The organism is Sorangium sp. So ce185, assembly GCF_051526825.1.
Lineage (GTDB): Bacteria > Myxococcota_A > Polyangia > Polyangiales > Polyangiaceae > Sorangium > Sorangium cellulosum_D.
In genome coordinates, this window is sequence record NZ_CP150316.1 from 13,775,827 (window position 1) to 13,786,267 (window position 10,441).

Consider the following 10,441-nt stretch of genomic DNA (forward strand, 5'->3'; position numbering starts at 1 on the left):
CGCGGCTACGGCGCTGCGCCGTACACCCCGCCGAGCTGCTTGTACAGGAACCGCGCCGCGTGCTCTCCATACGGCGTCTGCGCGGCGTACACGTCGGGCGAGGCGATCGGCGCGTCCGCCGCGAGCGCGCCCGGCCGGCCGAGCCGGCCGAGATCCTCGACGAGCGCCTCCATCGAGGCATACCGGTTCTCCGGCCGCTTGCGCAGGCATTTCAGGATCACCGCCTCGAGCGACCTCGCCGTCGAGCTCGCGCCCAGGTTGGGCGGCGGGGGCGGCGTCATGAGCTGATTGGCCAGCACCATGGCCTCCTCCATGGCCGGCGAGAGCGCCGGGGAGGAGCCCCGCGTGACGCTGAAGGGGAGCCGGCCGGAGAACATCCGGTACATGAGCACGCCAAAGCCGTAGACGTCCGTGCGCGCGTCGGGCGGGTCGCTGATGGTCTGTTCCGGCGCCATGTACTCCAGGGTGCCGACGGTCACCCCGGCCTGGGTGAGCCCCGAGTGCTCGTACAGCTTGGCGAACCCGAAGTCGACGACCTTGGCCGCCCAGGCGTCGCCCTTCTCGCCCACGAGGAACACGTTGGCAGGCTTCACGTCGCGGTGGACGATCCCCGCGCGGTGCGCCGCGCCGAGGCCCGCGGCGGCCTGCAGGAGGATGGGGAGGCCGGCCTCCGGCGACAGCCGCTTCTCGCGCAGGAGCAGCGAGCTCAGCGACTCTCCGAAGAGGAACTCCATCACGAGGTACGGAGACCCCTCGTGAAGGCCGATGTCGAGGACCTCGACGATGTTCGGGTGCGCCACCGTGGCCGCGGCCTTGGCCTCGAGGAGGAACCGCGCCTTCACCTTGGGCTCGCGGCGGAACCTCGGCTCCAGGAGCTTCAGCGCGACCGGCGCGCCGCCCTGCGTGTCCTCGGCCAGGAACACCTGCGCCATGCCGCCGCTGCCGATCAGCCCCCGCACCCGGTACCGATCGGCGACGACGGTGCCCACGTGCTCGGTGGGCTTCGCCCGGATCCGCCGGATGTCGAGGCTCTGGACCAGCCTCTCCCCGTCGTGCGGGCAGAAGCGGTGGTCGTCCGCGTACCGCCGGTGGCAGCGAGGGCACAGCATGGAGGTCCCTTTCCGGGCATAGCCCCACCGCGGCCCTCTTTGCAAGGCCCCACCTCCGCTACGACGCGCGCGGCGCCGCCGACGGGAGCTTCGCCGCGGGCTCGTTGATCCGGACCGTGTCGACGCAGCCGAAGTCGTCCAGATCGTGGGTGACGCCCGAGATGCGCCAGCCCCGGCAGCGCCGGGGCAGCCCGTCGAGCCGATCGACGAACGAGCTCACCCACGCCTCGACGCTGTCCGGGCGCTCGGCGGGCGAGAGCGCGAGCGCCCTGGCGAACGCGTCGTCGACCTCCGGCGGCGTCCCCGGGAGCAGCGACGAGACCGGCGGCGGGACGTCGCGCGAGAGGCTCGACAGGACCGTGGAGATCTCCTCTCCGCCGGCGACGCGCCGCCCGGTGAGCGCCTGATAGGCGACGGACGCGAAGGAGTAGATATCGCAGCGCGCGTCCACCGGCCTGCCGCTCGCCTGCTCGGGCGCCATGTAGAGCGGCGTCCCCAGGAACATGCCCGTCGACGTCGCGAAGGCGTCGGCGGACATCTCCTTGGCGATGCCGAAATCGAGGATCTTCACGCGGAAGCCGCCCGGAGACGTCGACGGGACCAGGTGGATGTTCTCCGGCTTCACGTCGCGGTGCACGAGCCCCGCCGCGTGCGCGGCCGCGAGCGCCGACGCCCCCTCGCGCAGCAGGAGCGCGACCTGAGGCGGCGTCCCGGGCCCGTTGTGCCGCATGGCGTGCGCCAGATTGCAGCCGTCCAGCCACTCCATCACGATGTAGCGCGAGCCGTCCTCGAGCTCGCCCGAGTCGTACACCTCGACGACCGACGGGTGCTGGATGCGCGCGACGAGGCGCGCCTCCCGCTCGAAGCGCGCGCGCACGTCGTCGTTGTGGAAGTGCTCTGTCCGGATGGCCTTGATGGCGACCTTGCGCCCGAGCCGCTCGTCGTGGGCCTGGAACACGCGGCCCATGCCGCCTTCCGCGACGACCCGGGTCAGGCGATATCGCCCCGCGACGCGGTAAGGGAACGGCCGCGGCATGGTCAGCGGGGCGCCGTCGTCGCTGCACTGCTGCGCGTTCTGGTCGTAGCAGCGGTGGCAGCTCGGGCACATGTGCAGGACGTCGATCCCGCGGCCCACCATGTCCTCGAGGGTCGCCCTCCGTCGCTCCGCCGCGCTGGCGAGCTCCTTGCGCAGGCGCGACAGCTCGAGCGCGCTGCCGAGGTGGTGAGCGAACGAGTCGACGAGGCGCCTCGTCGTGTCGCTCCACACGGCCCTGCTCCCGACGACGACCAGGGCGCCGTGGACGTCGCCCGACAGGCCGACGACGGGGACCACGACGTCCGACGACCTCGGGAGCAAGCGCCTCGCGAGCGCGGCGCTCCGGAGCGCCTCGGCCGGCGGGGCCTCGGTCGCGGTCTCGGTGAGGCTGACCATCCGCTGCTCCTCGGCCTTCCACACCGCGACCTCGCGCGCCCCGATAGCCTGCGCGACCTGCGCCGCGGCGGCGGACGACCACGTCGCCACGTCGTCGAGCGCCTGCGCCGAGGAGGCGACGAGCTCCGCGAGCTTGTCCTGCTCCTCCGCGAGCTGGCGCGCGAAGTACTGCACCGCGGCGTAGGCGATGGCCGACACCGTGAGGATGTTCATCGCGAAGAAGCAGGCGATGAGGGCCGGGGGCGTGGGCGGCGCGCGCGCCGCGAGCAGCGGATCCACGGCGCCGGCGAGCACCACGAGGAGCGCGTAGGCGGTGAACCACGGGATGGACGCGCGCGACCCGTGAAACAGCAAGAACGTCAGCGGCGCGAGGAGCGCCCACAGGACGACGCCGCTCGAGGCGACGAACCCGCCCCGGCTCGCGTGCATGAGGAACGGCAGCACGAAGATGAGCAGCGCCTGGCGGAAGCGAAAGCCCGAGAACGCCTTGGTCCGGGCGAAATGGACAAGGCTGAGGATCGTGCAAACCACGTAGCCGAGCGGGATCGCCCCCGAGCGGACATCCCCGCTCGCCGCATAGGCGATCGCCCAGACGGGGCACGCGCCCGCCTTGAGCGCGGCCGTGACCGTGAGAATCACCTTGTGCTGGCGCAGCCCCGGATCGTCCCCCGGCTGCAGCCCGATCCGCGCGACCGCCTCCGAAAACATCGTTCTGAGCGAGTGTACGACATCGTCCCCGAGGGGCGTCGAGCAATCGGACCCACACGCGCGAGGGGGTTGAATACACCCAAATTGGAATGTTCCTCTTCCTGAAGGGACCGTTCCGGCTGAAGGGGGCCGCCCTCTCGCGTGGGCCGCGGCGGCGATCGAGCGGTGCATCGAGTCCTACGCGACTGGCCTCGACCCGTGTCTGCGGGTCGCTCGTGTCGCCGGCGATGACGCCTACGCGAAGGCGTTCGCGGGTGCCTATGGCGGGCCTCCCGGCGAGGAGTCCTTGCGCCAGGCCATCGCCAGCTTCGTCCGTTCGATCGTCAGCGGGGCTTCCCTTGGGGCGCTCTGGCCGGATAGCTATAGATCCCCAACCGCGATCACGGGCAACCGCTACCTTGGGCTCCGGGGCAGCGGAGCCCGCAGAAGGAGGATCCTACCATGGCCGCCAGAGCGTTCGAGCCCAAGTTCATGAAGATGAGCGTCCTCACCGCCGCCCTCCAGGAGCTGACTCCCCGGGAGGCGCGGGACGCGGACCCGGACCGGGCCATCGAGGACTGGCTGCAGTTTGCCCGCGAGCTGGACGTGGAGAACATCCAGCTCTCCGCGGCCCTGCACCCGACCGAGAGCGACGTGCCCGCCGAGGCCATGCTGGACCCGGTGGCCAACACCCTCGACCTGCGCAAGCCCCTCGACAGGAAGCGCGCGGACCGCGTGCTCGCCGCCATGAAGGAGGCGCGCATCGGCATCACCGACGTCGCCTACTTCGACAACCTGCTCACCGACGATGACGCCAACCGGAAGAAGAAGCACGACTTCATGGTCAAAGCCATGGACGCGGCGGTCCTCCTGGGCGCGAGGGCGGTGTGTGGCTTCGTGGGCCGGAACATCAAGCTCAGCATGGACCAGAACCTGGTCATGTTCGAGAAGGAGTTCGTCCCGCTCCTCAAGGCGGCCAAGGACCGCGGCTTGCAGTACCGGGTGGAGCAGTGTCCCATGCCCGGCTGGAACCCCACCGATCTCTGGGTCAACAACATCGCACACGTGCCCGGGGCCTGGATCGCCCTCCACCGGATCGCCGAGAAGCACGGGGTGGGGGACCAGCTCCGCATCCACTACGATCCTTCCCACGCCGTCCTCATGGGGCAGGACACCCGCTCCGTCTTCCAGTACCTCAAGGACGCAGGTTACGCCTTCCTCATCGCCGGCTTCCACGTGAAGGGCCAGGTGATCGATGCCAAGGGCGTGGCGGCCTGGGGCTACCAGGGCCAGGTGATGCAGCGCGGCGACTGGAAGCAGGGCGAGGTCTCCGGCGACGCGTCCGACCTCGTCAACGCCTGGAAGAAGCAGGTGGCCTACAGCATGCACGAGCTGCCGGGCACGGCCAGGCACGACCCGCTCGGCTACCTCCAGAACCGCACCGTGGACTGGCTCGACCACCAGCTGGCCGCCCGCGAGCTGCTCGAGCTCGACGTCGCCAACACCCCCCTCGTGGTCGAGCACGAGTTCCCGCCGGCGCGCGTACAGGACAAGGAGAAGCTGAAGCCCATCCTCAAGGGCTCCCTCGCGTTCACGCGCAAGATCGACGAGGCCGCGGCCTGCATGTTCGCGCTGCAGAACGAGGTCATGCCGGCCCAGGGCATCCCGGTGCAGGGCTTCGGGCGGCAGGCGTACAGGACTTGAAGATTCGCCGGGAGCTGCCGGCCCTCGGTCCTCAGAGATAGCTTCTCGGGCCGCAGTCGTTCATTCCTGGTGGAAGAGCGGCCCGCGAGGCCACGGCGAAGAGCCGAGCACCAAGGACGAAGAACCCTCGAAGAATCGAAACCAAGGAAAGGTCCTTCCCATGTCCGACATCACCAAGCGACGTCTCCGGGCCGGCATCGTCGGCGGCGGCGCCGGGGCGTTCATCGGCTCGGTGCACCGCATCGCGGCCCAGCTCGACAGCCAGGCCCTCGTGGTGGCCGGCGCCATGTCCTCCGACCCGGCCAGGGCCAAGGCCAGCGCCGAGGCGTGGTACCTCGATCGCTCTTACGACGACTTCCGCACGATGGCGGTGGAGGAGGCCAAGCACCCCCACGGCATCGATTTCGTCATCATCGCCACGCCCAACCACATGCACTTCCCCGTGGCCAAGGCCTTCCTCGAGGCCGGCGTCCACGTGGTGTGCGACAAGCCCCTCGCCTACAACCTGGAGGAGGCCCAGGAGCTCGCCACGCTCGTGGAGAAGAGCAAGCTCGTCTTCGGCCTCACCCACAACTACACCGGCTATCCCGCCGTGCGGCAGGCGCGCGAGATGGTCCAAAAGGGCGAGATCGGCGAGATCCGCAAGGTGCTCGTGGAGTACATCCAGGACTGGCTGATGGACCCCATCGAGCAGACCGGCCAGAAGCAGGCGGCCTGGCGCACGGACCCGGCCCGCTCCGGCGTCTCCAACTGCGTGGGCGATATCGGCACCCACGGCGAGAACCTGCTGGAATACATCACCGGGCTCAAGATCACGTCCCTGTGCGCCGATCTCACCTCCTTCGTCCCGGGCCGCACCCTCGACGACGACGCCAACATGCTGCTGCGCCTCGAGAACGGCGGCAAGGGAGTCCTCACCTGCTCTCAGGTGGCCTGCGGCGAGGAGAACAACCTGAACATCCGCATTTACGGCACCAAGGCGGGCCTGGAATGGCACCAGCAGAACCCGAACTACCTCGTCGTGAAGCCGAAGGGCAAGGGATGGGAGACCTGGGGACGCGGCCAGGGCTACATGGGCGAAGCCGCCAAGGAGTGCACCCGCACGCCCTCGGGCCATCCCGAGGGCTACCTGGAGGCCTTCGCGACGATCTACAAGAACGTCTGCGCAGACATCCGCCGGGCGAAGTCCGGGCAGGCGCCCCAGGGCGGCTATCCCACGGTCCACGACGGCGTCCGGGGTATCCAGTTCGTCGTCAAGGCGGTGGAGAGCTCCAGGAAGGGCGCGATCTGGGTTGATCTGTAGACGGAAACACCCCGGTGGGCACCGCCCCAGCGAGGCTTTTCTCGATCGCTCCCTTCGCTCCCGCCCGGGAGCTCGGCTGTCCGACCTTCACCGAGCGCCGCTCGACGAGGTGGCGCCCGGGGTCATTCCACGCCTCCCTCAGCCCACTGGCCGCTCCCCCGCCTCCAGATCGAGCTCCGCCAGCCTCCCCACGAGCGGATCGTCCGTGCCGAGCTGCTCGAACGTCACCGGATCGCTCTTCTCGAGCGCCGCCAGGAGCTGGCCCAGCCCGCGCCGCGAACCGTAGTAGTTCGACATCTCGTGATCCTCGTCGGTGATGCAGGCGCGCACCGCGCTGCGGGAGACCTCCGGGAGCCGCAGCGCCTTGAGCGCCATCGACCACAGGCCGTCGATGAAGTTCTGATCCGCGGGGAACTCCAGGAGACCGGCCATCGTGAGGAGCATGGCGCAGCGCTGGCCCCGCGGCGTCGACAGCGCCTCTCCGCCCGAGAGGTAGCCGAGATCGAAGGCGCGGCGCATCGCGTCGGCCGCGCAGAGCAGGCGCTTCAGCTCCTGGGCCGCGTGGCTCAGGTGGCTGTGGAACATGACCTCGACCGAGAGGCCGCCGAGCGCGTCCTTGGTCTCCTGATAGCGGGTGACCGCCGGGAGCCGCCCGAGATCCTGCTGCGCGGCCTTGCCGGTGGGCACGTCGTGCGGCGGCTCGCGGTGGCTGTAAAAGCCGCCGGACTGGAAGACATAATAGAGCTCGCTGTGGCCCGCGAGCCCGGCCCAGATGTCCGAGTACTGCGCCACGCGGTTGATGCTGCCCGCCGCCCAGTTGAGGCCCGCCGCGGCGTCTCCGCTGATCTGCGACGCGCTCACCCCCGGGTCGCGCGGCGTCATCGACGCACCGATGTCCTCGGCGATCTCGGTGAGCTGGAAGTCGAGGAAGCCGTCGTAATAATCGGCGCGCCCGTCCCGGTTCACGTCGGAGTAGCGGGCGACGACGAGCGGGTGCGAGGGCCCGACGAACTGCGAGAAGCCGGGGACCTGCGCCTGCGGGTGGTGCCACTGCGCCTGCCGGATGCGCGCGTCGAGCTCGGCGTGCGACGCGCGCTCGCTCATCCCGCGCAGCGCGGCGACGAAGCAATCGACCCCCTCGGAGGAGCTGACCGCCCCGTCCGACCCGACCCGGAAATACGTCGAGTCCCACGATGAATAGATGTCCGCGTCAGGGAACATCTGGGAGATGGCAAAGCGCGTGGTGAGCCCCGCGCATTGCGAGTTCATCATCAGCTTGTAGCCCTCCTGCCGCACCTTCACCGCGGCCGCGCGGAGATCGAAGGCGCCGAGCTGGGCGTGCCGGTTGATGAGCAGCCCGATGAAGAACTTCATCCCCATCTCGAGGTTCTCGTCGCGCGGCATGGCCGTGCGGGCAAAGACGCGGATGGGCTCGCCGGCGGGCGTCTTGAAGGGGGCCTCGAAGGCGCGGTAAGGGCTCCAGCCGCTCGGCGACGGGGGCGCCTCGGGCGGGAGCGGGATCTGCTTGAAGCCGTATTTCGACACGAGGATGCGGCACTCGCCCTCGTGGAACTCCGAGGCGCTGCAGATGGCGAAGCTCCACGGGCCCGTGAGCTCGTCGTAGGGCGGCGCCTCGCGGAGCAGCCCGCGGACGAGCCCCCGCGCGCGCTCCTGCTGGGCCGCCGTGAGCGCCGGGGCGCGCAGCTGGAGCAGGTGAATCGCGTGGGCGCGCAGCGCCGGCCGGGCCGTCTCGTCGCCCGCCTCCTTCTCGATCAGCGCGAAGAGCTCCTCGGCGGCGCGCTCGGCGACCGGCGCGAAGCCGCGGTCGTCCAGCGACGTCGCGATGAGGTGCGACAGGACGGTCGCCGCCGCCGAGCGCAGGGTCGCGGCCCCGACCGGATCGCGCTTCGCCTCCTCGCCGCCCACGGCCGCCACCTCGATCGCCGCCCGCGCCTGATCGAGCAGCGCCATGCCCCGGCCCGCCGAGAGCCGCTCCTTGCGCACCGGCTCCTCCGGATGGAACGCGCTCGGCGGGAAGAGCTGGGTGAAGGTGCTCGTCCGCCGCGACGAGATCCACCGGGCGGCGGTGACGAGGGCGTCCCGGGCGGCGGGCCCGTCGGGGCCGAGGGCCGGGCTCGTGCTGAACACCCCGACGGGGAGGAGCCAGAGCGGCGCGGCGCCCTCGCGCCCGGCGGTCAGATCGAGCGGGGCCGCCTGCGACGCCACGCCCGGATCCGGGACGACCTCGACCGTCGAGACCGACACGGCCTGGAGCCGCCGGCGCACCGGCGTGCGCCCCGGGAAGATCACGAGCACCGCATGGCCCTCGCGCTCCCGCAGCGCCGTGAGGCTCTCGGCGGGCACCGGCGCCTGGAGCGAGATGGCATAGTCGCTGTCGCTCGTCGCCGCCGCCAGCAGGTGAATGCCCGGCGTGGATTTGCGCTCTTCGAACGCGGGCGACGCGGCCGGTCCGACGGCGTCCACCGTGCCAGGCAGGTCGACGATCCCGCGGGGGGAACGGATCCGGACGATGACTTCGGTAGGCATGCCTCTCTCCTAAGAAGGTGAGAGAGCGTCACCCTGTTCAGGAGCGCGGCGCAACAGGAATCCGACCCTGCCCGAACGCCGTCTCAACGCGTCACGACAGCAGTCAGGACGAGCCGTACGCGCGTTATTCGGGTGTTCCCTTCAAGGCATCTCCGGCTGATCCGTAGTTGGCTTGCGCACCTCGGCGCGCGACGGCGCGTCCGTGCCGCTCGGCGCGCCCGCGGCCGGCGCGACGAGGCGCGGCGCCTCCTCGGCCCGGGAGGTCGAACAGCGCAGCAGCGACAGGCCTGCTCCTGCGGCGATGAGCACGCCGGCGGCGAGCAGCTTGAGCCCCGCGCTCTTCGCGGCGCGCGCCCTCGCCGGCGAGGCGGCCGCGGGCGGCGCGGAGGGCGACGCGCCGCCGTGCGCCTCCAGGGCGACCGCCGCGGCGCGGCGCGCGGACATCGGAGCGCTCGACGGCGGCGCCGGCAGGAGGCTGCCCGCGCGCAGCGTCGCGGTCGACGCCTCCCCGTCCAGCTCGGCGGCGCCGGCCGAGAGCGCGTCGCTGTTGCGGGCGCTCGGGGCGAGCGCGTCGCCCTCGGGCTCCCTCGGCGCCGCGGGGGGGCCGAAGGGGCGGAGCGCGACGCCCGCGTAGCGCGCGAGCAGCGCGCCGACCTCGCGGAGATCCGCGGGGCGCTGCGCGCGGTCCGGGCGCAGCATGCGATCGATCATCGCCGCGACGTCGGCGGGCAGCGCGGGCGCGATCTCCCCGATCGGCCGGATCGCGCCGGTCAGGATCCGCTTCAGCACCTTGCCCATGTTCTCGGCCTCGGTGGGCCGGACCGAGGTGAGGCACTCGTAGAGGATGACGCCGAGCGACCAGAGGTCGGCGCGGTGATCGACGTCGTGCTCGCCGAGGATCTGCTCGGGCGACATGTAATACGGGGTTCCGAGCATCTCGCCGGTCCCGGTGCGCCCCGAGGTCCAGCCGGTCACGCCGTGCGCCGTCGTGAGCTTGGCGATGCCGAAATCGAGCACCCTGACCCGAGCGCCCGCGTCGTCGTCCGGGACGCAGGGCGCCGGCGCGACGCTGCAGCTCTCGTCGGCGGCGCCGGCGCCGGGGTCGGCCTCGGGCGCGCCCGGCGGCGCGGCCACGTCGGGGGCGAGCAGGAAGATGTTGTCGGGCTTGAGATCGCGGTGGACGATGCCCAGGGCGTGCGCGGCGCCGACCGCCGAGATGACCGGCAGCAGGATGCGCGACAGCTCGGGGAGGGGGATCTGCGACTCGCGCACGAGCCTGTCGCGGAGCGACTCCCCCTCGAGCAGGTCCATGACGAGGAGCGGGGTCCCGTTGTCGAGCTCCAGCACGTCGTGGATGGACGGCACGCTCGGGTGATCGACCGCGGCGGCCACGCGCGCTTCCCGGAGCAGGCGCCGGCGGGTCGAGGCGTCCTCCGTCGCGCCGGGACGCAGCAGCTTCAACGCGACACGCTCGCCGCTCGCGAGGTGGGTGGCGGCCCAGATGACCCCCATGCCTCCCTCGGCCAGCTGGCGATCGACCCGGTAGCGACTCGCCACCAGGGCGCCCGGGACCAGGTTGTTGGTCACGCGGAGACAGGATACCACGCGCCGCCCGCGCGGCCGGCGCCGCGCGCCTCGGACGCGATAACGCCGCTCACG

6 protein-coding genes are annotated in these 10,441 nt (G+C 71.3%); 2 read left to right on the top strand and 4 right to left on the bottom strand.

The features are described from left to right. Positions 1-5 precede the first annotated feature (5 nt). Both WMF26_RS50990 and WMF26_RS50995 read right to left on the bottom strand, forming a co-directional pair. A complete protein-coding gene (locus tag WMF26_RS50990) occupies positions 6-1,109 on the bottom strand; it encodes a serine/threonine-protein kinase (RefSeq protein WP_437998602.1) in 1,104 nt (367 codons plus the stop codon). A 58-nt stretch (positions 1,110-1,167) separates the two neighbouring features. Continuing rightward, positions 1,168-3,249 carry a serine/threonine-protein kinase gene (locus WMF26_RS50995; protein ID WP_437998603.1) on the bottom strand — a complete coding sequence of 694 codons (2,082 nt, stop codon included), beginning with the start codon at positions 3,247-3,249 and terminating at the stop codon, positions 1,168-1,170. Between the two features lie 441 nt (positions 3,250-3,690). Here WMF26_RS50995 and WMF26_RS51000 point away from each other — a divergent pair, with 441 nt between their 5' ends. Beyond that, positions 3,691-4,932 (top strand): sugar phosphate isomerase/epimerase family protein, encoded by a 1,242-nt coding sequence (locus WMF26_RS51000; RefSeq protein ID WP_437998604.1) that lies wholly within the window; start codon positions 3,691-3,693, stop codon positions 4,930-4,932. 160 nt (positions 4,933-5,092) lie between these two features. Then, entirely contained in the window at positions 5,093-6,235 is a 1,143-nt protein-coding gene (locus WMF26_RS51005; RefSeq protein WP_437317179.1) for a Gfo/Idh/MocA family protein, read from the top strand. Between the two features lie 138 nt (positions 6,236-6,373). Here WMF26_RS51005 and WMF26_RS51010 read toward each other — a convergent pair whose 3' ends face one another. Both WMF26_RS51010 and WMF26_RS51015 read right to left on the bottom strand, forming a co-directional pair. After that, positions 6,374-8,782: a hypothetical protein gene (locus WMF26_RS51010; RefSeq protein ID WP_437998605.1), complete on the bottom strand. Its 2,409-nt coding sequence runs from the start codon at positions 8,780-8,782 to the stop codon at positions 6,374-6,376. Between the two features lie 141 nt (positions 8,783-8,923). After that, the gene (locus WMF26_RS51015; protein ID WP_437998606.1) at positions 8,924-10,369 is read right to left on the bottom strand and encodes a serine/threonine-protein kinase; all 1,446 of its coding nucleotides are present in this window, start codon (positions 10,367-10,369) and stop codon (positions 8,924-8,926) included. Positions 10,370-10,441: the final 72 nt, after the last annotated feature.

Excerpts from the sequence above, each read along its gene's own strand:
- WMF26_RS50990 (WP_437998602.1), bottom strand. The coding sequence starts at position 1,109 with ATGCTGTGCCCTCGCTGCCACCGGCGGTACGCGGACGACCACCGCTTC.
- WMF26_RS50995 (WP_437998603.1), bottom strand. The coding sequence starts at position 3,249 with ATGTTTTCGGAGGCGGTCGCGCGGATCGGGCTGCAGCCGGGGGACGAT.
- WMF26_RS51005 (WP_437317179.1), top strand. The coding sequence starts at position 5,093 with ATGTCCGACATCACCAAGCGACGTCTCCGGGCCGGCATCGTCGGCGGC.
- WMF26_RS51000 (WP_437998604.1), top strand. The coding sequence starts at position 3,691 with ATGGCCGCCAGAGCGTTCGAGCCCAAGTTCATGAAGATGAGCGTCCTC.
- WMF26_RS51010 (WP_437998605.1), bottom strand. The coding sequence starts at position 8,782 with ATGCCTACCGAAGTCATCGTCCGGATCCGTTCCCCCCGCGGGATCGTC.